Source organism: Pseudomonas sp. BCRC 81390 (assembly GCF_030341915.1).
Lineage (GTDB): Bacteria > Pseudomonadota > Gammaproteobacteria > Pseudomonadales > Pseudomonadaceae > Aquipseudomonas.
Genome location: NZ_JATAAG010000025.1, coordinates 254,114 through 273,788, shown reverse-complemented (window position 1 = coordinate 273,788; position 19,675 = coordinate 254,114). Strand labels below are relative to the sequence as shown.

Below are 19,675 nucleotides of genomic sequence, written 5' to 3'. Positions count from 1 at the left end.
AGCGCAAGCCCGGCGCTGCAGCCTGCAGCAGCGGTGGCTGCTCTTTCCTGCAGCCTGAAGCTTGTGGCTTGCAGCTGCTCCAGCTACCGGAGGGACCATGAGCTACGTTATCGACCGACGCCTGAACGGCAAGAACAAGAGCACGGTCAACCGCCAGCGCTTTCTGCGACGGTACCGCGAACACATCAAGAAGGCCGTCGAAGAGGCGGTGAGCCGCCGTTCCATCATGGACATGGAACATGGCGAGCAGATCAGCATTCCGGGGCGCGACATCGACGAACCGGTGCTGCACCATGGCCGCGGCGGCAAGCAGACCATCGTGCATCCGGGCAACAAGGAATTCACCGCCGGCGAACACATCCCCAGGCCACAAGGTGGCGGGGGAGGTAGCGGCCGTGGCAAGGCCGGCAACTCCGGCGAGGGCATGGACGACTTCGTCTTCCAGATTACCCAGGAAGAGTTCCTCGAGTTCATGTTCGAGGACCTCGAACTGCCCAACCTGGTCAAACGCCACCTGACCGGTGCCGACACCTTCAAGACCGTGCGCGCCGGTATCGCCAACGAAGGCAACCCGTCACGCATCAACATCGTGCGCACCCTGCGCTCGGCGCATGCCCGGCGCATCGCCCTGACCGGTAGCAGCCGTGCCTTGCTGCGCGAAGCGCAGAAGGAGCTTGCCCGCCTGAAGGTGGAGGAGCCGGATAATTTCACTGATATCCAGGAAGTCGAACAGGAAATCGAACGCCTGAAGGCCCGCATCAACCGCCTGCCCTTCCTCGACACCTTCGACCTCAAGTACAACCTGCTGGTCAAGCAGCCCAACCCCAGCTCCAAGGCGGTGATGTTCTGCCTGATGGACGTGTCCGGTTCGATGACCCAGGCCACCAAGGACATTGCCAAACGCTTCTTCATCCTGCTGTACCTGTTCCTCAAGCGTAATTACGACCGCATCGAAGTGGTGTTCATCCGCCACCACACCAGCGCCCGTGAAGTCGACGAGGAAGAATTCTTCTACTCCCGGGAAACCGGCGGCACCATCGTTTCCAGCGCGCTCAAGCTGATGCAGGAGATCATGGCCGAGCGCTACCCGGCCAGTGACTGGAACATCTACGCCGCCCAGGCCTCGGACGGCGACAACTGGAACGACGACTCGCCGATCTGCCGCGATATCCTGTCCAAGCAGATCATGCCGCATGTGCAGTACTACACTTACGTCGAGATCACCCCACGTGAGCACCAGGCGCTGTGGTACGAATACGAGCGCATCGGCGAAGCCTTCCCCGACACGTTCGCCCAGCAGCAGTTGGTATCGGCCGGCGATATCTACCCGGTCTTCCGTGAACTCTTCCAGCGCAGGTTAGCCACATGACCGCCAGAGCACAGAGACGCCAACCCATTTCCACCGGGTCCGAGTGGACGTTCGAGCTGATCCAGACCTATGACCGGGAAATCAGCCGCCTGGCCGAGCGTTACGCCCTGGACACCTACCCCAACCAGATCGAAGTGATTACTGCCGAGCAGATGATGGATGCCTACGCCTCGGTCGGCATGCCGCTGGGCTACCATCACTGGTCCTATGGCAAGCAGTTTCTCAGCACGGAAAAGTCCTATAGCCGTGGCCAGATGGGCCTGGCCTACGAAATCGTGATCAACTCCGACCCTTGCATCGCCTACCTGATGGAAGAAAACACCATGTGCATGCAGGCACTGGTGATCGCCCATGCCTGCTACGGCCATAACAGCTTCTTCAAGGGCAACTACCTGTTCCGCACCTGGACCGACGCCAGCTCGATCATCGACTACCTGGTGTTCGCCAAGCAGTACATCGCCCAATGCGAAGAGCGCCACGGCATCGATGCCGTGGAGGACCTGATCGACTCCTGCCATGCGCTGATGAACTATGGCGTCGACCGCTACAAGCGGCCCTATCCGATTTCCGCCGAAGAGGAGCGACGCCGGCAGAAAGAACGCGAAGAGCACCTGCAACGGCAGATCAACGACCTGTGGCGGACCATCCCGAAAAGCGCAGACAAAGGCAACGAACGCGATGATGCGCGCTTCCCCGCCGAACCACAGGAGAACATCCTGTATTTCATCGAGAAGAACGCCCCGCTACTGGAGCCGTGGCAACGTGAAGTAGTGCGTATCGTGCGCAAGATTGCCCAGTACTTCTACCCGCAGCGCCAGACTCAGGTGATGAACGAAGGTTGGGCTACGTTCTGGCATTACACCTTGATGAACGACCTGTACGACGAGGGCCTGATCACCGAAGGCTTCATGATGGAGTTCCTGCAGTCGCACACGAGTGTGGTGTTCCAGCCTGGCTTCGACAGTCCGTACTACAACGGCATCAACCCGTACGCACTGGGCTTTGCGATGTACACCGACATCCGCCGTATGTGCGAAAACCCGACCGAGGAAGATCGCCGCTGGTTCCCCGACATTGCCGGCAGTGACTGGCTTTCTACCATCAAGTTCGCCATGAGCAGCTTCAAGGACGAGAGCTTCATCCTGCAGTACCTGTCACCCAAGGTGATGCGTGACCTCAAGCTGTTCAGCATACTCGATGATGACCAGCGCGACGACCTGCTGGTGCCGGCCATTCATGACGAGGCCGGCTACCGGACCATTCGCGAGCAACTGGCAGCGCAGTACAATCTGGGTAACCGTGAACCGAACGTGCAGATCTGGAGCGTCGATCGCCGCGGCGATCGCTCGCTGACCCTGCGCCATCAGCAACACAACCGTAAACCGCTGGGCGATTCCACCGATGAAGTGCTCAAGCACCTGCACCGCCTGTGGGGCTTCGACATCCACCTGGAGACCGTGCAAGGCGACCAGGTGATGAAGACCCACCACATGCCACCGCGTGGCGAGCACGGCGAAAACGCCGACTACGGGCGCATGGACCTGGCTGTCATCCACCACCTCTGATGCTACGCCATGGCTGCCGACGGGTTATCCTGTCGGCAGTTATGGAGAGCTGCACATGCACATCTACAAAGTCGGCGGCGCCGTGCGCGACCGCTTGCTCGGCCGCCCGGTGAGCGATATCGACTGGCTGGTGGTCGGCGCCACGGTCGAGGAAATGCACGCCAAGGGCTACCGCCCGGTCGGGGCTGACTTCCCGGTATTCCTGCACCCGAAAACCGGCGAGGAATACGCCCTCGCACGCACCGAGCGCAAGAGTGGACGTGGTTATGGTGGTTTCACCTTCCATGCCAGCCCCGACGTGACGCTGGAAGAAGACCTGATACGCCGCGACCTGACCATCAATGCGATGGCCGAGGACGAAGCGGGGGTCCTGTACGACCCCTACCATGGCAAGCGCGATCTTGATCAGCGCCTGTTACGCCACGTTTCCCCGGCATTTGCCGAAGATCCCTTGCGTGTGTTGCGGGTTGCGCGCTTCGCTGCGCGTTATGCACCGCTGGGTTTCCGAGTGGCCGAGGAAACCTTGGAACTGATGCGCCAGATCAGTGCTTCGGGTGAGCTGCAGGCGTTGACTGCCGAACGCAGCTGGAAGGAAATCGAGCGGGCGTTGATGGAAGCGCAGCCGCAGGTATTCTTCCAGGTGCTGCGTGCCTGTGGTGCCCTGCCGGAGTTGCTGCCTGAGCTTGAAGACGATACCCAGGCGCTGCTGGCGCTGGAACAGGCTGCACTGCATGAGCAGGCCCTGCCGGTGCGCTGGGCCTGCCTGCTGCACGGGCTGGCCCCTGCCTCGATCAAGACCGTCAACCAGCGCCTCAAGGCGCCGCGGGAATGCCAGGAGCTGGCGTTGCTGATCGGCGAGTGCCTGGCGCAAGGCAACCAGGCGCTGGCGTTGCCGGCGACGGCGCTGCTGGAGCTGTTACAGAAGTTCGATGTGTACCGGCGGCCGCAGCGGTTCGAGGACTTCCTGATTGCTTGCCAGATGATCGCGCTGAGCGAGGGCAAAGCAGGTTATCCACAGGCCGATTACCTGCGAGGGGCGGCAACGGCAGCGCGGGCGGTGGATGTGAAACCGCTGGTGCAGGCCGGGCTGACTGGCCAGGCACTGGGCGAAGCGCTCAAAGCCGAGCGGTTGAAAGCGCTTGAGGCTTACCCGCGCAGTTAGACGGCCCTTTCGCGGCTAACGCCGCACCTCAAGGCTCAAGCCGTCCGTGTAGCGGCTTGAGCCGCGAAAGGGCCGGTACAGGCTCAAGCCGGAGTCAGCTGCAGCCCACGCCACTCGAAGGCAACCGGCGCCAGTACCTGGTCAATCCGCGCCTCCTGCCACAACTGCGCCATGCGCTTGCCCACCCCCGGATGCACCAGGTCGGGCGCCAGCAGCGCTAGCGGCCACAGCACGAAGGCATTCTTCAGAATCTCGGCACGGGGCAGCACCAGCCCATCGAACGTGCCGAGCAAATCGTCATACATCAGCACATCGATATCCAGCGGCAGCCCCTTGCGGTTTGGCGCATAGCGGCCGTTGTCGGCCTCGATGAACTTCAGTCGGCGGTCCAGCTCGATCAACGGCAATGCCGTCTGCCCGGTTACCACGAAGTTGATGAACGGCCCGCTCTTGATGCCTACCGCCTGGCTTTCGAATGCCGGCGAACAGCGCATGCCGGTGAGGATGCCGGCCAACGCATCGAGCCCGGCGCACAAGTGCGCCTCGCGGTCGATATTGCTGCCAAGGCCCAGGTAAACCGTGCTCAGAGACATCCGCGCTCGATCTCCACGCCAACACCACCGCGGGCCGCAGGCACCGCACCCGGCTTGGTCAGCTTCAACCGCACCCACGGGATGTGGAACTCGTCCATCAACGTTGCCACCAGGCGCTCGGCAAAGGTTTCCACCAGTTCGAAGCGGGCCTGTTCGGCAAACGCCTGGATACGCGCCGACACACTGGCGTAATCCAGCGCCAGGCCCAGGTCGTCACCAGCAGCAGCCGGGCGGTTGTCCCAGGCAAAGCTCAGGTCCAGGCGCAAGCACTGGCGAATATCCCGCTCCCAGTCATAGGCACCGATGACGGTATCGACTTCCAGGCCTTCGATGAACACTCTGTCCAAGCACTTCTCTCCACAGCACGACAAGGGCGACTGGCGCCGTTAGAATCAGGGCGTCCTCGCCCGGAATAGTTAGCATGTTTTGGTTACTGGCGCTGCTCGCCTACCTGCTCGGCTCGCTGTCCTTCGCCATTGTACTCAGCCGCCTTGCGGGCAGCCCGGACCCGCGTTCCAGCGGTTCAGGCAACGCTGGCGCCACCAACATGCTACGCCTGGCAGGCCGCAAACTGGCGATCCTGACCCTGCTTGGCGACCTGTGCAAGGGCCTGTTGCCAGTATTGCTCGCCCGCCTTGCCGGGCTGGACCTGCACGCCCAGGCCTGGGTTGGCGTGTGCGCGGTGCTGGGCCACCTGTTTCCGCTGTACTTCCGCTTCCGCGGCGGCAAGGGCGTGGCGACTGCCGCCGGCATGCTCATGGCCCTGTACTTCCCGGCCGCACTGCTGGCCATCGGCGCCTGGCTGCTGACCTTCTACCTTACCCGCACCAGCTCGCTGGCCGCGCTGATCGCCACGCCGCTGACCTTGCCCTTGCTGGCCTGGCGCGAGCCCGAGGCGCTGCTGCCGATCAGCGTGCTCACGCTGATGATCGTATGGCGCCACCGCAACAACCTGCGCGACCTGTTCGCCGGGCGTGAACGGCATTTCTAGCCATCAGACCGGCGGCAACTGCTCCATCGGCCAGCGTGCCTGCACACTGATTGCCAGGTCCTGCTGCTGCCCGGCCAACAACCGCTGGCAGCCAGCGTAGGCGATCATCGCGCCGTTATCGGTACAGAACTGCGGGCGCGCGTAGTACACGTTGCCCTTGATGCTGGCGAGCATGTCTTCGAGGGACGCCCGCAAGGCCTTGTTGGCGCTGACGCCACCGGCGATGACCAGGCGCTTGAGGCCGGTCTGCTTCAGCGCCCGCTTGCACTTGATGGTCAGAGTCTCCACCACTGCCTGCTGGAACGCCAGGGACAGGTCGCAACGGGTTTGTTCGTTGTCGTCACCAGCATCGCGGCACTGCTGCCAGGTGTTCAGGGCGAAGGTTTTCAGGCCGCTGAAGCTGAACTCCAGGCCCGGCCGGTCGGTCATCGGCCGCGGGAAGACGAAGCGCCCCGGCACACCGCGCTCGGCCAGGCGAGCGATTTCCGGGCCACCGGGGTAGTTCAGGCCGATCAGCTTGGCCGTCTTGTCGAACGCTTCGCCAGCGGCGTCGTCCAGGCTCTCGCCCAACAGCTCGTAGTGGCCGATGCCATCGACGCGCACCAGCTGGGTGTGGCCGCCCGAGACCAACAAGGCGACGAACGGAAACTCAGGCGGATTCTGCTCCAGCATGGGCGCCAGCAGATGGCCTTCCATGTGGTGCACGCCAATCGCCGGGATGTCCCAGGCAAAGGCCAGCGCCTGGGCACAGGATGCGCCCACCAGCAAGGCCCCGACCAGGCCGGGGCCAGCGGTGTAGGCAATGGCGTCGATCTCGGTGGCGACGCAGCCGGCCTCGTCCAGCACCTGGCGGATGAGCGGCAACATGCGCTTGACGTGGTCACGCGAGGCAAGCTCGGGTACCACCCCGCCGAACACGCGGTGCAGGTCGATCTGGCTGAACAGGGCGTCGGCCAACAAACCGCGCTCGCTGTCATATAATGCGACGCCAGTTTCGTCGCAGGATGTTTCCAATCCCAGTACTAGCATGGGTTCGTCCCTTGTGGGGGCTGAATTCGAAGCCGCGCATGATAGTCCCCGTGTCGGATGCCGACCAGCGGTTTTCGATCAGAGGCTTTGCATTCCGGCTTGCTAAGGGTTAACATCCGCAACCCTTGAAAACCGACGTTCTCCAGCACACCTTTGTTTTGCCAGGAGCACGTCTACCCCGGTAATGAATTAAGGTAGCCCTGGATGCCAGCCGTCAAAGTTAAAGAGAACGAACCCTTCGACGTAGCTCTGCGTCGTTTCAAGCGCTCCTGCGAAAAAGCCGGTGTACTGGCTGAAGTTCGTAGCCGCGAGTTTTACGAGAAGCCGACCGCCGAGCGTAAGCGCAAAGCAGCTGCTGCTGTTAAGCGTCACGCCAAGAAAGTTCAGCGCGAACAGCGCCGCGCCGTTCGCCTGTACTAATACAGGCGCTCTACGCAAGGCTTCTGCCCTGCCCGGCTCACCGCCGGGCGATGGCAGTGGTCGCTTCAAACTTGAGCAGCTAGCTCAAGGCCCTGCACAAGCTTCTAGCGAACTGCACATGGGCAACCTGCCTGAAACGTCAGAGCTGGTCCTCCTTGTTGTATGACCAGACGTGCACGTCCGACTGACGGGCCCTACAGGGCTGGCGACGAGCACATTTTCCCTCGTACTTCTCCAAGCGGCACCCGCCCCATTCGGCGCGTGAGCGATTAGACTTGCCAGTTGCCAGATGACGAGACTGCCATGGCCGGGCTGATTCCCCAGAGTTTCATTGACGACCTGATCAACCGCCTCGACATCGTCGATGTGGTGAGTTCGCGCGTCCAGCTGAAAAAGACCGGCAAGAACTACTCCGCCTGCTGCCCGTTCCACAAGGAAAAGACCCCTTCCTTCACGGTCAGCCCCGACAAGCAGTTCTACTACTGCTTCGGCTGCGGTGCCGGTGGCAACGCCCTGGGCTTCGTCATGGACCACGACAACCTGGACTTTCCCCAGGCAGTCGAGGAGCTGGCCCGGGCCGCCGGCATGGAAGTACCCCGCGAGCAAGGCCGCCGCGACCACAAACCGCGCCAGCCCACCGATTCGCCGCTGTACCCGCTACTGGACGCGGCCTCGGAGTTCTACCGCCAGGCCCTGCGCAGCCACCCGACCCGCAAGGCGGCAGTGGATTACCTCAAGGGCCGCGGCCTGTCCGGGGAGATCGCCCGCGATTTCGGCCTGGGTTTCGCCCCGCCAGGCTGGGACAACCTGCTCAAGCACTTGGGTGCCGATAGCCTGCAGCAGAAGGTGATGATCGACGCTGGCCTGCTGATCGAGAACGCCGAAACCGGCAAGCGCTACGACCGCTTCCGCGACCGGGTGATGTTCCCGATCCGTGACAGCCGCGGGCGCATCATCGCCTTCGGTGGCCGGGTGCTCGGCGACGACAAGCCGAAGTACCTGAACTCCCCGGAAACCCCGGTGTTCCACAAGGGCCAGGAACTGTACGGCCTGTACGAGGCACGCAAGCACAACCGCAACCTCGACGAAATCATCGTCGTCGAGGGCTACATGGACGTCATCGCCCTGGCCCAGCAGGGCCTGCGCAATGCCGTGGCCACCCTCGGCACCGCCACCAGCGAAGAGCACCTCAAGCGCCTGTTCCGCGTGGTACCCAGCGTGCTGTTCTGCTTCGACGGCGACCAGGCCGGGCGCAAGGCCGCCTGGCGTGCCCTGGAGTCGACCCTGCCGAACCTGCAGGATGGCCGCCGTGCGCGCTTCCTGTTCCTGCCCGAAGGCGAGGACCCGGACAGCCTGGTGCGCGCCGAAGGCACCGATGCCTTCATGGCCCGCATCAACCAGCACGCCCAGCCGCTGGCCGACTACTTCTTCGAGCAGCTGGGCGTCGAAGCCGACCCGCGCTCGCTGGAAGGCAAGGCGCACATGGCGACCCTGGCAGCACCGCTGATCGAAAAGATCCCCGGCGCCAACCTGCGCCAGCTGATGCGCAATCGCCTGCGCGAAATCACCGGCCTCGACCCGCAGCAGGTCGAGCAACTGGCGCAGCACGCGCCGGCCCCCGGCAACGTGCCGGACTATGACCCTGGCTACGATTACGATGCCATGGCCAGCTACACCCCCGACTATGGCGACATGCCGCCGCACGACTACGCCCCTGCCCAGCAGGAACAGGCGTGGAAGCCGAACAAGGGCGGCGGCAAGAAACAATGGGGCGACAAACCCTGGGACAAGAACCGAAAGGGCGGCAAACCCTGGCAACAACGTGACGAAGCGCCACCGCGCGTGCCGGCCCCGGTCGAGCCGCCAACCCTGGCCGCCCTGCGCACGCTGCTGCACCACCCGTTGCTGGCCGGCAAGGTGGAAGATGCCAGCCACTTTGCCGACGAAGAACACCTGTACAGCCAGCTGCTGGTGGCCCTGATCGAAGCCGCGCAGAAAAATCCTGGGCTAAGCTCAATGCAGTTGATCGCACGCTGGCACGGCACCGAACAAGGCCGTCTGCTAAGGGCGCTGGCGGAAAAGGAATGGCTGATCGTGGCCGACAACCTTGAACAACAGTTTTTCGACACTATAACTAGCTTGTCCGCCCGCCAACGCGAGCGCAGCCTGGAACAACTGCTCAGGAAATCACGTCAAAGCGAATTGACCAGCGAGGAAAAATCCCAGCTCCTCGCCCTGCTGAGCCGGAATGTTCCCGCACAAACGCCGACCTCATCTGGCGCGTGAGGCCCATGCTCGGGTATAATCCTCGGCTTGTTTTTTGCCCGCCAAGACCTTCAGTGGATAGGGTGTTATGTCCGGAAAAGCGCAACAGCAGTCTCGTATCAAAGAGTTGATCACCCGCGGCCGTGAGCAGGGCTACCTGACTTACGCGGAGGTCAACGACCACCTGCCTGAGGATATTTCAGATCCGGAACAGGTGGAAGACATCATCCGCATGATCAACGACATGGGGATCAACGTATTCGAGAGTGCTCCGGATGCGGATGCCCTTCTGTTGGCGGAAGCCGACACCGACGAAGCTGCGGCCGAAGAAGCCGCTGCTGCGTTGGCGGCAGTTGAAACCGATATCGGCCGTACGACCGACCCGGTGCGCATGTACATGCGCGAAATGGGTACCGTCGAGCTGCTGACCCGCGAAGGCGAGATCGAAATCGCCAAGCGTATCGAGGAAGGCATCCGTGAAGTCATGGGCGCCATCGCCCACTTCCCGGGCACTGTCGACTACATTCTCGGCGAATATGACCGTGTCACCAGCGAAGGTGGCCGGCTGTCCGACGTTCTCAGCGGTTATATCGACCCTGACGACAACATCGCTGCACCGACCGAAGAAGTGCCGATCCCGGGCACCAAGGCCGCGGCCGCGAAGGAAGAGTCCGACGACGACGAGGAAGAATCCGAAAGCGGTGACGACGAGGAAGAGGCCGAGAGCGGCCCGGACCCGGAAGTCGCCCGCCAGCGTTTCGGTGCCGTCGCCGACCAGCTGCAGGCCACCAACAAGGTCCTGAAGAAAAACGGTCGCGCCCACAAGGACAGCATCGAGGCCCTGCAGGCCTTGGCCGACCTGTTCATGCCGATCAAGCTGGTACCCAAGCAGTTCGAGGTACTGGTAGAACGTGTACGTGACGCCCTGAACCGTCTGCGCCAGCAAGAACGCGCCATCATGCAGTTGTGCGTACGTGATGCGCGCATGCCACGCGCCGACTTCCTGCGCATGTTCCCGGGCAACGAAACCGACCAGACCTGGAGCGGTGACCTGGCCAAGCGCAACACCAAGTGGGCTGCCGCCCTGGGTGAAAAGGACGCTGCCATTGTCGCTTGCCAGCAGAAGCTGATCGACCTTGAGAACGAAAGCGGCCTGACCGTTGCCGAGATCAAGGAAATCAACCGTCGCATGTCGATCGGTGAAGCCAAGGCCCGCCGCGCCAAGAAAGAAATGGTCGAGGCAAACCTGCGTCTGGTGATCTCCATCGCCAAGAAGTACACCAACCGTGGCCTGCAGTTCCTCGACCTGATCCAGGAAGGCAACATCGGCTTGATGAAAGCGGTGGACAAGTTCGAATACCGTCGCGGCTACAAGTTCTCGACCTATGCCACCTGGTGGATCCGTCAGGCAATTACCCGTTCGATCGCCGACCAGGCACGCACCATCCGAATTCCGGTGCACATGATCGAGACGATCAACAAGCTCAACCGTATTTCCCGCCAGATGCTGCAGGAAATGGGTCGCGAACCGACCCCGGAAGAACTTGGCGAGCGCATGGAAATGCCTGAGGACAAGATCCGCAAGGTGCTGAAGATTGCCAAAGAGCCGATCTCCATGGAAACCCCGATCGGTGACGACGAAGATTCGCACCTGGGCGACTTCATCGAGGACTCGACCATGCAGTCGCCGATCGACGTGGCCACGGTCGAAAGCCTCAAGGAAGCCACCCGCGACGTGCTCTCCGGCCTCACTGCGCGTGAAGCCAAGGTGCTGCGCATGCGCTTCGGTATCGACATGAACACCGACCACACCCTTGAAGAGGTGGGCAAGCAGTTCGACGTGACCCGTGAGCGGATCCGTCAGATCGAAGCGAAGGCGTTGCGCAAACTGCGCCACCCCACTCGCAGCGAGCACCTGCGCTCCTTCCTCGACGAGTGATGACAAACCCCGGCCCAGGCCGGGGTTTTTCTTTCCGCTTCCGGAAGCTTCCACATGGATCGTGCAGGCCTCCACGAAAGACTCCACCTTCCACCCCACACCGGCAGCAATGCCCGTCTACACTCGATTCAGTCCCCCCTGAATGCGAGGCCGCTATGTCCCTGTTGCCGGCCATCCTGTTGATGTTCCTGGTTTTGTGGAACACAACGGCCGGCGCCCTGACCCTGACAGACGAGGAAAAGGCCTGGCTGGCTGCCCACCCGCAGCTGAGCCTGGGTGTAGACGCCTCTTGGCCACCGTTCGAGTTTCGCGACCAGGAGGGCCGCTACCAGGGATTGGCCGCCGATTACATCGCCACCATCCAGCAACGCCTGGAGGTGGCGCTCAAACCGGTCGAACCCCACAGTTGGACCGAAGTACTGGCGCTGGCGCGGGAAAACCGCATCGACCTGCTGCCCGGCATCATGTCCACCCCCGAGCGCCAGGCCTACCTGGCCTTCACCCGTCCGTACCTCGACTTCCCCATCGTCATCCTCGCGCATAAGGGCGGAGCACAGCCGCGCAACCTCGACGAACTGTACGGCCTGAAGGTGGCCGTGGTGGAAAACTACGCCCCTCACGAATTGCTGCGCACGCATCACCCAGACCTCAACCTGGTGGCCCTGCCCAATGTCAGCTCCACGCTGCAAGCCCTGGCCACCGATGAGGTGGACGCCGTGGTCGGTGACCTTGCGTCGAGCATCTGGAGCCTGCGCCAGCTCAAGCTGGACGGCCTCTATGTCAGTGGCGAGACGCCTTACCGCTACCAGTTGGCAATGGCCGTCCCAAGCGACAAGAAGGTACTGGTTGGCATTCTGGACAAGGTGATGGCCGACATGAGCAGCGGCGAGGTCAGCCAGATCCAGCAACGCTGGGTGGGCAATGTGGTCGACCAACGGATGTTCTGGTCCGACCTGGTGGTGTATGGCCTGCCAGCGGTACTGATATTGATGGCGGTGCTGGCGGTGGTCATTCGCATCAATCGCCGCCTCAGCTCGGAGATTTCCCGGCGCATCGCCCTCGAACAGGAGCTGCGCAGCAGCGAGTATCGCTACCGCAGCCTGGTCGAGGGCCTCTCCGCGATAGCCTGGGAGGCCGACGCCAACGACTTCGTCTACAGCTACGTTTCACCCCACGCCGAAGACCTGCTGGGCTATCCGCTGAGCGACTGGTTAAAGCCCGGTTTCTGGCGCAGTATCCTGCACCCGGATGATGCCCTGTGGGCCCAGGCCTATTGCGACAGCGAAACGGCGGCCGGACGGGACCACAGCCTGGACTACCGGGTGATCCGGGCCGATGGCCAGCCGCTGTGGGTACGCAACATCGTCAGCATGATCGAGCATGGCCACAAGCCGGTGATGCGCGGGCTGATGATCGACATCAGCGAAACCAAGCGCACCGAGAATGCCCTGCGCCTGTCGGAACAGAAGTTCGCCTCGGTGTTCCAGCAGTGCCCTGACATATTGCTGATTGCCCGCCACAGCGACGGCTGCCTGCTGGAGGTGAACGAAGCCTTCGAGGAGCAGATCGGCCTCACCCCGGACCAGGTGATCGGCCGCACTGCCACCGACCTGAACCTGTGGGGCCTCGAAGGCAGCGGCCCGCGCCTGCTCGAACGCTTGCACCAGGGTGGCATCCGCAACCTGGAGATGAGTTTCCGGCGCAGCAACGGCCAGCTGTTCACTGGCCTGACCTCGGCCGAAACTTTCGAGCTCGACGGTACCCCGGCGCTGGTGGTTGCGGTACGCGACATCAGCCAGCTCAAGGAAACCCAGGAGCAGCTGCAGACCTCGGAAGAAAAATTCGCCAAGGCCTTCCATGCCTCCCCCGACGGCCTGCTGCTGTCGCGCCAGGCCGACGGCCTGCTGCTTGAAGTGAACGAGGGCTTCTGCCGCCTGACCGGTTACGACCTTCACCCGACCCTTGACCAGACCTCGCTGGACCTGGGTATCTGGGTAGACCTCAACGAACGCAAGCGCCTGGTCGACCAGCTCAACCGCGACGGTTTCGTGCGCGACTTCACCTGCCACATTCGCCGTAGCGACGGACAGATTCGCCTTTGTGAACTGTCCGCGCGGCCCCTGCCGATTGCCGGCGTCGACTGCATGCTGACCATCGCCCGCGACATCACCGAGCGCCACCTGATGCAGGAAAAACTGCAGCTGGCCGCCACCGTGTTCGAAAACACCGCCGAAGGCGTGCTGATCACCGACATCGACCAGCGCATCAGTGCCGTCAACCGCGCCTTCAGCGAAATTACCGGCTACAGCGAGATCGAAGCGCTCGGCCAGACCCCGCGCCTGCTCGCCTCCGGCCAGCACGACAGTGCCTTCTATGCCGCCATGTGGCATCAGCTGACTGCCGAAGGCCACTGGCAAGGCGAGATCTACAACAAACGCAAGAATGGCGAACTGTACCCTGGCTGGCTGACCATCAGCGCCGTACGCAACAGCGAGCGCGAGATCACCCACTTCGTCGCCGTGTTCGCCGACATCTCCAGCCTCAAGCACGCCCAGGCCAAGCTGGACTACCAGGCCCACCACGACCCGCTCACCGGCCTGCCAAACCGCGCCCTGTTCGAGAGTCGCCTGCAGGCCGTGCTTACAAGTGAACAGCAATCCAACCGCCAGGGCGCGGTACTGTTCCTCGACCTTGATCGCTTCAAGCACATCAATGACAGCCTTGGCCATCCGGTCGGCGACCTGCTGCTCAAGGGCATCGCCCAACGCCTGAAGGAGCAGGTACGCGACGTCGACACCGTGGCCCGCCTGGGCGGTGACGAATTCATCATCCTGCTGCCCGGCCTGCACAAACCCAGCGACGCCAGCACCATCGCCAACAAGCTGCTGGCCTGCTTCAATGCGCCGTTCCAGGCCGGCGAGCACGAATTCTTCACCAGTGCCAGCATCGGCATCAGCCTTTATCCACAGGACGGCACCGACGTTTCCACCCTGATCCGCAACGCCGACGCGGCCATGTACCGCTCCAAGGCCAAGGGCCGCAACCGCGTCGAAGCCTATACCGTCGACCTCACCGCCCAGGCCAGCGAACGCATCGCCCTGGAGCATGAGCTGCGTCGCGCCATCGAACGCAACGAAATGAGCCTGTGCTTCCAGCCCAAGCTCAGCCTCAAGACCCAGAGCCTGGTGGGTGCCGAAGCGCTGATCCGCTGGAGCCACCCGACCTTCGGTGAGGTACCGCCGGAGCACTTCATCCACCTGGCGGAAGAGAACGGCACCATTCTCCAGCTTGGCGACTGGGTGCTGGAGCAGGCCTGCAGCCAGATGCAGGCCTGGAAGCAGCACTACGAACCTTTCGGCCCGCTGTCGATCAACCTGGCCGGCGCGCAACTGCGCCACCCGCACCTGGCCCGACGTATCGAACAACTGCTCAAGCACTACCAGTTGAGGGCCGGCGACCTGCAGCTGGAAATCACCGAGAACTTCATCATGAGCCAGGCAGAAGAAGCCCTGGCCGTGCTGTACCAGTTGAAGAAACTGGGCGTGCAACTGGCCATTGACGACTTCGGCACCGGGTACTCCTCGCTGAGCTACCTCAAGCGCCTGCCGCTGGACATCCTGAAGATTGACAAGTCGTTCATCCGCGGCCTGCCCGACGACCCACACGACGCCGCCATCGCCCGCGCGATCATCGCCCTGGGCCGCAGCATGCAGCTGACCATCATTGCCGAAGGCGTGGAAAACCAGGCCCAGCAGCGTTTTCTGGCAGCTGAAGGGTGCGAGCAGATCCAGGGCTACATTGTCAGCCTGCCATTGCCACCGGAGGAGTTTGCGGCAGGGTTCCTTCGCATAGCACTATCGGATCTTTCAGATGGCACAGGTGCGAAACCCTCGTTATAATCCGGCCACTTACTGAGGGCCTATAGCTCAGTCGGTTAGAGCAGAGGACTCATAATCCTTTGGTCCACGGTTCGAGTCCGTGTGGGCCCACCAGCTACGACGAAGCCGCGCGATTGCGCGGCTTTTGCGTTTCTAGCCCTGCGAAAACGCAAGGTGACTTTGACGTTCCAAACACGCCATAACCAAACAACCTGCTCAGAAAATAGACAGTGAGCCGAATAGCCGGCATTATCGGCTCATCATGTGAGCCGAATAGGCTCGTTAATCGGCTCAGCGAATCTTATGAACGACCCGCTCTGGATGTGGCAGCAGCCCAACTGGCCACACTTCAGCTGGCAAGCCGAAGCGCTCGCACCGCTGCTGCGCGCTTGCGGTCAGGCCCAGGGACGTTTGTTGGGCATGCTCGGCGCGGTGGGGAAGGACACCGAAGTGCAGAGCAGCCTGGATGCGATGCTGCAGAACATCATCACCTCTTCAGCCATCGAGGGTGAGCAGCTGAATGTCGGTTCGGTACGCTCATCACTGGCACGGCGCTTGGGGCTGAACGAGGAGGGCCGCACCACCTCCCGCTCCGAGGGCCTGGCGGAACTCCTGCTCGACGCCACCCGTGCCCACCAGCAACCGCTGGACGAACAGCGACTGTTCACCTGGCACCGTTGGTTATTCCCCAGCGATGAGCAACTGCTGGCTCGACCGTTACACATCGGCGCACTGCGTGGCGATGAGCCGATGCAGGTCGTATCAGGCCGGATCGACCGCCCTACCGTACATTTCGAAGCCCCTCCTCGCGCAGGGCTGGAGGTGCAACTGGCAGAATTCCTCGCCTGGTTCGAGCGCAGCCGCACTGAGACCAGCCTCGACCCCTTTGTACGCGCCGGCATCGCTCATTTCTGGTTCGTTACCTTGCACCCTTTCGATGACGGCAACGGTCGCCTCACACGCGCAATTACCGACCTGGCATTGGCCCAGGGCGAGCAGCAGGCCATCCGCTTTTACGCCATGTCCGCAAGCATCCTCGATGACCGCACCGGTTACTACCGCATCCTCGAGGCCAGCCAGAAAGGCTCCCTGGACATTACCGCCTGGCTGCAATGGTTCCTCACGACGTTGCTCAAAAGCCTGGAACAGGCCCTTGCTCGTATTGACCGCGTGCTGGCCAAGGCACGCTTCTGGCAGGAGCATCGCAGCCAGGCGTTGTCGGTAGAGCAGATCAAAGTGCTCAATCGCCTGCTGGACGGTGGAGAACGTGGCTTTGAAGAGGGCATCAGCGCCGCTCAGTACCAAGCGGTGGCCAAGGTGTCCAAAGCCACCGCGACCCGTCACCTGAGCGACTTGCTGGAAAAGGGCTGTATCGAACGACTGCCTGGTGGCGGGCGCAGCACACGCTATCAAATAACACGCTGAGCAGTTGAACCGCACCCCACTGCCGCACTGCTTCATCAGGCCGTAGAACAGTGGCTCCCCCCCGCGCCAAAAGAACGCGGAAGCAGACTTGACCCTCACGCTACGGGAGGCTTGACCATGTGTATGGTCAACCAGACGTGATGGGATGTAACGACAATGATGAAACAGCAACCCCTTCTCGAGGGTATTCCCCGCCGCCGCTCAGCGCTTACCATGGCCCTTGCGCGTGCGGCTCATCAACTTCTCGACGAACCTACGCTATTGCAGGACAGGCACGCGTTCGATGTACTGGGCAGCAGCCTGGCACGGCAAACGGTCGTCGACCCTTATGCCTACAATGCGCCAATGCTCCGTACGCTGCGCGCGGCAGTGGTCGCACGCAGCAAGCTGGTGGAAGACCGAGTGGCCCTTGCCATAAGCGCTGGGCTGCGCCAGGTCGTGATCCTCGGAGCCGGCCTGGACACGCTGTCGCTCCGCCTTCCCGACAGCGTCAGATGCGTTGAGCTGGATCAGGCAGAGATCCAACAATGGAAACTGGAGCGTTTGCAGAAGAGCGGTGTCGCGATCCCTTCCAACGTCGCCTTCGTTACCGCAGACCTTGCCGAAGTTTCTTTGCCAGCAGTGCTCGATAAACATGGAATCGACCCGGAACGCCCGACCTTTTTCAGCTGCCTGGGCGTACTTCCCTACCTGGAAACCTCCGTCGCTTTGGCAATGGTCCGCCAGGTTGCCCTTTATCCGTCCCAGAGCGAAATTGTGTTCGATGCGCGCGTTACGCGCGGCTTGCTGTCACCGGTCGAGCAATGGATGGACGATATGGCTGCACGCTCATTCGCGGCCGCAGGCGAGCCTTGGCTAAGCGCGTTTGACCCCGCCGAACTGCAGGCGACACTCCTTGGCAGTGGGTTCTGCGAGGTGGAATGCCTGGACGCTGAAGCCATCAACGCTCGCTACTTCATGCGCCGGCGAGACGGCCTGCAGACTCTGGATGGCGGTTTGCGCCTGTACAGGGCCACCGTCGGTTAACCTACATTCGCCACCGGGTTATAGGAGGAGATATTGCCGTGCGACTTAAAGTCGGCGAACTTGCCAGGCGGTCGGGGCTTTCGGTACGCACCCTGCACCACTATGACAGCCTTGGGCTGCTTAAACCGTCCGTTCGTTCTGACGCCGGCTATCGAATTTATGGCGCGACAGACATCCAAAGGCTCGGCAAGATCCTGGCGCTTCGCGAGCTGGGCATTCCGCTGGATGAAATTCGCCACACCCTTGATGGAGGCGTGCTTTCAACTCCAGCGGTTCTCGCTGCACAGCTGGCCCGTGTCGATGCGGAAATAGCACGTCAGCAGAAGCTTCGCGCCAGCCTGGAACGTCTCCAGCGCGCACTACTTGAAGAGGAACCGTCTGAGGCGGCTTGCCTGAACACGCTGGAAGCCCTGGCGTGCTACCGCCAACACCTCACCGAGGACGATCTCAGCTTGCCTTTGCTGGGAAGCAACGGAAAATTCGCGGCTGCTTGGCAGGGGCGGGTTGATGGCCTTCGCGCTTTGCTTGCAAAGGGCGTGTCACCACGCGCATCGGTTGCTCGCCTTGCAGCACGCGACTGGATGGCGCTGTTGGAAAAAGACACGCGGTCCAATGCCGGAATGTTCGTGCGCGTAGATAATCTGCTGACTTCGCAAAGCGCCGATCTGGCGAATACAGGTTTTACTCCACAACTTGCAGAGTACATCCTCAGTGCGTTCTGTGAGCACCGCCTGCTGGTGTATCGCAAGCACCTGGCTGCCAACGCCTATAAACATCTGCGACGCACCTACATCGACGTGATGCGCGAGTGGCCGCGCCTGCTGGACAGGTTGGAAGCCCTGCGCAAGGCTCGTTGTCCGACCACGAACGCCGAGGTGCAGGCTATCGCCAGGTCCTGGCTGGACATGCGCCGCAAGCTCGCGCTGGACGACGCTGCCCTCCAGGCGATGCGACGGGCCGAGGCGTCGGAGCCAGAGTTGCGCATCGGCACCTGGCTCCATCCTGGTCTGCTGACGTTCCTCAAGGGCGCTGTCGCTTCGGTTTCTGCAAGTGCGGATGGCCTAACCCCCAACACCTGACTCACACATCTCCCGACGCCTCACCTGCTGCCTGCACAGCACCTTGCCAACACAAGCCACTGCGACTGCCCTTGCCCTCATCGCCAAGGGCTGGCTAGGCTAGCAGGCCAACCGTAGAGACTTGCCATGTCGGATTCCCGCTCCATCACGCTGGATGAAATCGATCGCCAGCTGATCGCCCTGCTGCAGATCAACGCCCGCGAAAGCGTCGCCACCCTCGCCCGCCAGCTGGGTATCGCCCGCACCACCGTCAACTCGCGCCTGGAGCGGCTGGAGAAGAACAAGGTCATCTCCGGCTATGGTGTGCGCCTGGGCCAGCGGGTGCTGGGCGGCGGGCTGCAGGCGTATGTGGGGATCAAGGTGCAGCCGCGCTCGGGCAAGGAGGTGGTGCGGCGCCTGAGTGCCATGGGGCAGGTGCAGCAGCTGTGTGCGGTAAGCGGCGAGTTCGACTATGTGGCCTGGTTGCGTACCGACTCGCCCGAACAGCTGGACCAGTTGCTCGACCAGATCGGCAGTCTCGACGGGGTGGAGAAGACCACCACGTCGATCATCCTCAGCAGCAAGGTGGACCGCGGGCAGCCGCTCTGAGCCAGCTGGCGCTCAGGCCTCCTGGCCGTCGAGCAAGCCCTCCAGGATCGCCGAGAGGCTTTCGGCGCAATGCTGCATCGACCAGACCATGGCACGGCTGCGCTCGGGGGCATGGTGCTGGGCGTAGTCGCTGGCGATCTGGTTGAGGCCACGGGCCAGAAGGCAAGCGTGGACCAAGGCATCTGCGGCGTCGATGCCGGGGCGGATGGCGAACAGCGATGGGTGGCTGGAGTCGCAGTTGCAGAAGGATTTCTCGGCGGTGGGTCTGAGTTTTTCGGGTTGACCGGAATCAGCACTCTTCATGATGCAATTTCCAAATTGAGACTTGAGGAAACTGCCGGCCAAC

The 19,675-nt window shown here is 62.3% G+C and carries 16 protein-coding genes and 1 tRNA gene; 13 read left to right on the top strand and 4 right to left on the bottom strand.

Features of this window, described 5'->3' with window-relative positions; translation table 11 throughout:
* The first annotated feature begins 97 nt into the window (after positions 1–97).
* Genes QSV36_RS12025 through QSV36_RS12015 form a run of 3 tightly spaced genes read left to right on the top strand, consistent with a single transcriptional unit; the run spans position 98 to position 4,096 of the window.
* Positions 98–1,369: a YeaH/YhbH family protein gene (locus QSV36_RS12025; RefSeq protein ID WP_289131785.1), complete on the top strand. Its 1,272-nt coding sequence runs from the start codon at positions 98–100 to the stop codon at positions 1,367–1,369.
* A complete protein-coding gene (locus QSV36_RS12020) occupies positions 1,366–2,934 on the top strand; it encodes a SpoVR family protein (protein ID WP_225780131.1) in 1,569 nt (522 codons plus the stop codon). Before QSV36_RS12025 ends, QSV36_RS12020 begins: the two co-directional genes overlap by 4 nt.
* A gap of 55 nt (positions 2,935–2,989) precedes the next feature.
* A complete protein-coding gene (locus QSV36_RS12015; RefSeq protein ID WP_289131783.1) occupies positions 2,990–4,096 on the top strand; it encodes a tRNA nucleotidyltransferase/poly(A) polymerase-related protein in 1,107 nt (368 codons plus the stop codon).
* Positions 4,097–4,179: 83 nt separating this feature from the next.
* Here the strand turns inward: QSV36_RS12015 and folK are convergent, their stop codons facing one another.
* Together folK and folB are read right to left on the bottom strand one after the other, a co-directional pair.
* Positions 4,180–4,689 (bottom strand): 2-amino-4-hydroxy-6-hydroxymethyldihydropteridine diphosphokinase, encoded by a 510-nt coding sequence (gene folK / locus QSV36_RS12010; RefSeq protein WP_289131781.1) that lies wholly within the window; start codon positions 4,687–4,689, stop codon positions 4,180–4,182.
* Positions 4,680–5,036, bottom strand: a complete 357-nt coding sequence (gene folB / locus QSV36_RS12005) for a dihydroneopterin aldolase (protein WP_289131780.1) — start codon at positions 5,034–5,036, stop codon at positions 4,680–4,682. Before folB ends, folK begins: the two co-directional genes overlap by 10 nt.
* A 74-nt stretch (positions 5,037–5,110) precedes the next feature.
* Here folB and plsY point away from each other — a divergent pair, with 74 nt between their 5' ends.
* Positions 5,111–5,680 (top strand): glycerol-3-phosphate 1-O-acyltransferase PlsY, encoded by a 570-nt coding sequence (plsY, locus tag QSV36_RS12000; protein WP_289131778.1) that lies wholly within the window; start codon positions 5,111–5,113, stop codon positions 5,678–5,680.
* Between the two features lie 3 nt (positions 5,681–5,683).
* Here the strand turns inward: plsY and tsaD are convergent, their stop codons facing one another.
* On the bottom strand, positions 5,684–6,709 hold the full coding sequence (tsaD, locus tag QSV36_RS11995; RefSeq protein WP_289131776.1) for a tRNA (adenosine(37)-N6)-threonylcarbamoyltransferase complex transferase subunit TsaD: 1,026 nt from the start codon (positions 6,707–6,709) through the stop codon (positions 5,684–5,686).
* Positions 6,710–6,913: 204 nt separating this feature from the next.
* Between tsaD and rpsU the strand changes: the two genes are divergently transcribed.
* The 9 genes from rpsU to QSV36_RS11950 all read left to right on the top strand — a co-directional run bounded on the left by rpsU (position 6,914) and on the right by QSV36_RS11950 (position 19,329).
* Positions 6,914–7,129, top strand: a complete 216-nt coding sequence (gene rpsU, locus QSV36_RS11990; RefSeq protein ID WP_003255575.1) for a 30S ribosomal protein S21 — start codon at positions 6,914–6,916, stop codon at positions 7,127–7,129.
* Between the two features lie 303 nt (positions 7,130–7,432).
* Positions 7,433–9,415 carry a DNA primase gene (gene dnaG, locus QSV36_RS11985; RefSeq protein ID WP_289131774.1) on the top strand — a complete coding sequence of 661 codons (1,983 nt, stop codon included), beginning with the start codon at positions 7,433–7,435 and terminating at the stop codon, positions 9,413–9,415.
* Positions 9,416–9,482: 67 nt separating this feature from the next.
* Positions 9,483–11,333 carry an RNA polymerase sigma factor RpoD gene (rpoD, locus tag QSV36_RS11980; protein ID WP_289131772.1) on the top strand — a complete coding sequence of 617 codons (1,851 nt, stop codon included), beginning with the start codon at positions 9,483–9,485 and terminating at the stop codon, positions 11,331–11,333.
* 155 nt (positions 11,334–11,488) lie between these two features.
* Positions 11,489–15,232, top strand: a complete 3,744-nt coding sequence (locus QSV36_RS11975) for an EAL domain-containing protein (RefSeq protein ID WP_289131770.1) — start codon at positions 11,489–11,491, stop codon at positions 15,230–15,232.
* 16 nt (positions 15,233–15,248) lie between these two features.
* A tRNA-Ile gene (locus tag QSV36_RS11970) sits at positions 15,249–15,325 on the top strand.
* Positions 15,326–15,514: 189 nt separating this feature from the next.
* Positions 15,515–16,636 (top strand): Fic family protein, encoded by a 1,122-nt coding sequence (locus tag QSV36_RS11965; protein WP_289131768.1) that lies wholly within the window; start codon positions 15,515–15,517, stop codon positions 16,634–16,636.
* A gap of 156 nt (positions 16,637–16,792) precedes the next feature.
* Positions 16,793–17,662 (top strand): class I SAM-dependent methyltransferase, encoded by an 870-nt coding sequence (locus QSV36_RS11960; RefSeq protein ID WP_289131766.1) that lies wholly within the window; start codon positions 16,793–16,795, stop codon positions 17,660–17,662.
* Between the two features lie 38 nt (positions 17,663–17,700).
* Positions 17,701–18,741, top strand: coding sequence for a MerR family transcriptional regulator (locus QSV36_RS11955; protein ID WP_289131764.1), 1,041 nt, complete (start codon positions 17,701–17,703; stop codon positions 18,739–18,741).
* A gap of 126 nt (positions 18,742–18,867) precedes the next feature.
* Positions 18,868–19,329 (top strand): Lrp/AsnC family transcriptional regulator, encoded by a 462-nt coding sequence (locus QSV36_RS11950; RefSeq protein WP_289131763.1) that lies wholly within the window; start codon positions 18,868–18,870, stop codon positions 19,327–19,329.
* Positions 19,330–19,341: 12 nt separating this feature from the next.
* On the opposite strand, the gene QSV36_RS11945 is transcribed toward QSV36_RS11950, so the two are convergent.
* Positions 19,342–19,632: a hypothetical protein gene (locus QSV36_RS11945; protein ID WP_289131761.1), complete on the bottom strand. Its 291-nt coding sequence runs from the start codon at positions 19,630–19,632 to the stop codon at positions 19,342–19,344.
* Between the last annotated feature and the right edge of the window lie 43 nt (positions 19,633–19,675).

Excerpts from the sequence above, each read along its gene's own strand:
- QSV36_RS12025 (WP_289131785.1), top strand. The coding sequence starts at position 98 with ATGAGCTACGTTATCGACCGACGCCTGAACGGCAAGAACAAGAGCACG.
- QSV36_RS12015 (WP_289131783.1), top strand. The coding sequence starts at position 2,990 with ATGCACATCTACAAAGTCGGCGGCGCCGTGCGCGACCGCTTGCTCGGC.
- rpoD (WP_289131772.1), top strand. The coding sequence starts at position 9,483 with ATGTCCGGAAAAGCGCAACAGCAGTCTCGTATCAAAGAGTTGATCACC.
- rpsU (WP_003255575.1), top strand. The coding sequence starts at position 6,914 with ATGCCAGCCGTCAAAGTTAAAGAGAACGAACCCTTCGACGTAGCTCTG.
- tsaD (WP_289131776.1), bottom strand. The coding sequence starts at position 6,709 with ATGCTAGTACTGGGATTGGAAACATCCTGCGACGAAACTGGCGTCGCA.
- plsY (WP_289131778.1), top strand. The coding sequence starts at position 5,111 with ATGTTTTGGTTACTGGCGCTGCTCGCCTACCTGCTCGGCTCGCTGTCC.
- QSV36_RS11945 (WP_289131761.1), bottom strand. The coding sequence starts at position 19,632 with ATGAAGAGTGCTGATTCCGGTCAACCCGAAAAACTCAGACCCACCGCC.
- QSV36_RS11975 (WP_289131770.1), top strand. The coding sequence starts at position 11,489 with ATGTCCCTGTTGCCGGCCATCCTGTTGATGTTCCTGGTTTTGTGGAAC.
- folK (WP_289131781.1), bottom strand. The coding sequence starts at position 4,689 with ATGTCTCTGAGCACGGTTTACCTGGGCCTTGGCAGCAATATCGACCGC.
- QSV36_RS11965 (WP_289131768.1), top strand. The coding sequence starts at position 15,515 with ATGAACGACCCGCTCTGGATGTGGCAGCAGCCCAACTGGCCACACTTC.
- QSV36_RS12020 (WP_225780131.1), top strand. The coding sequence starts at position 1,366 with ATGACCGCCAGAGCACAGAGACGCCAACCCATTTCCACCGGGTCCGAG.
- dnaG (WP_289131774.1), top strand. The coding sequence starts at position 7,433 with ATGGCCGGGCTGATTCCCCAGAGTTTCATTGACGACCTGATCAACCGC.
- QSV36_RS11950 (WP_289131763.1), top strand. The coding sequence starts at position 18,868 with ATGTCGGATTCCCGCTCCATCACGCTGGATGAAATCGATCGCCAGCTG.
- QSV36_RS11960 (WP_289131766.1), top strand. The coding sequence starts at position 16,793 with ATGATGAAACAGCAACCCCTTCTCGAGGGTATTCCCCGCCGCCGCTCA.